This is a genomic window from Psychrobacter sp. T6-1, assembly GCF_052258445.1.
The window spans coordinates 1-683 of record NZ_JBQQFC010000713.1; the positions used below are offsets into that span (position 1 = coordinate 1).

1 protein-coding gene is annotated in these 683 nt (G+C 49.5%); it reads left to right on the top strand.

Annotated features, from left to right (window positions below; genetic code table 11):
• Positions 1-648, top strand: a 648-nt coding sequence (locus tag ACTXGO_RS15570) for a cupin domain-containing protein (RefSeq protein ID WP_443575156.1), incomplete at its 5' end; no start/stop codon positions are given.
• Between the last annotated feature and the right edge of the window lie 35 nt (positions 649-683).

Below are 683 nucleotides of genomic sequence, written 5' to 3' on the forward strand. Positions count from 1 at the left end.
CAAGGCGGCGTTGAGCGCGTGATGCTCGATCGCGTAGGCGCGGAAAAAGCGCGCGCGACGAGTCTTGTGCGTTATGCACCCAGCTCTCACTTTCCCCGTCATCAGCATCCAGGCGGCGAGGAGGTTTTGGTATTGTCAGGGACGTTTTCAGCCGATGACGAGCATTATCCTGCAGGCTGGTACTTGCGTAATCCGCCAGCGTCAGGTCACACTCCCTTTAGTGATAACGGGGCAATTATCTTTGTTAAGCTGCGGCAAATGCTAGCATCAGAGAATCGTCATGTCGCTATCGATACAGACGATAATGCCAATTGGCAACGCGTCGGCAGCCGGGAAGTTTGTCTTTTATATTCAAGTGAGCACTCTTTAGACAACAGTGAGCAGGTCAGCTTGCAGCGTTTGGGTGCAGATGAAGTTTTATTCAGCGAGGAGCTGCAGGCTCAATTGACAACAGGCGGCGCAGAGTTATTAGTTGTCAAAGGTACGCTTTTAGATGGGCATCAAACTTATAATAAAGACAGTTGGATACGTATGCCTGTAGCTACATCGTCGTCGATAAAAGCAGGGTCGCAAGGCGCTACCGTCTATCTTAAAACGGGTCATTTGGCACAAGTGATTGGCGCAGATGTCGAAGATTTGGACGTTTAATGAGCTCGATTTTCACATTTACGATTTGAGACCTT